1 protein-coding gene is annotated in these 483 nt (G+C 46.6%); it reads right to left on the minus strand.

The window, feature by feature from the left end:
- Window positions 1-54: 54 nt before the first annotated feature.
- The coding region (locus tag OQJ75_RS22470) for an IS5 family transposase (protein WP_266067299.1) at window positions 55-483 on the minus strand (429 nt) is incomplete at its 5' end.

Raw genomic sequence — 483 nt, forward strand, 5'->3', positions numbered from 1 at the left:
GGCTTTGTTGCGTAATTCAGTTTAGAGGCAGAGCAGCCCCATTTCGTGTCTTTCTTAGTCAATACGACAAGTTTCAGGCATACCTAACCCAGTGAGCTTGTTCAACGCTTTTATCATCGCGTAAGTTTCACCCACCTGTGCATTGTAATTTCTTAAGCTCAATCGTCCTCCTAGCAACTGTTTAACTCGATACATCGCTGTTTCTGACAATGAGCGTTTGTGGTATCCATACCGCTCTTTCCAATACTTATTTGAGCCGTATAACTTCTGGCAACCCACGGCGAGATTTCGAGGGTGACCACGCTCCCAAAAGGCTGCCCCTTCTCGTGGGGGAACAAGAGCAATGGCTCCCTTAATCTTAATTGCAGCGTGACATGCTCTTGTGTCGTAAGCGCCATCACCAGACACCTCAAGGATACTTCGGCGTGTTTGTTTCAGTAAGTTCGGGAGTACTTCTCCATCTGTAACCGTTGATAAACTTAG

Origin of the sequence: Vibrio sp. 14G-20 (assembly GCF_026241515.1) — a bacterium.
Taxonomy (GTDB): domain Bacteria; phylum Pseudomonadota; class Gammaproteobacteria; order Enterobacterales; family Vibrionaceae; genus Vibrio.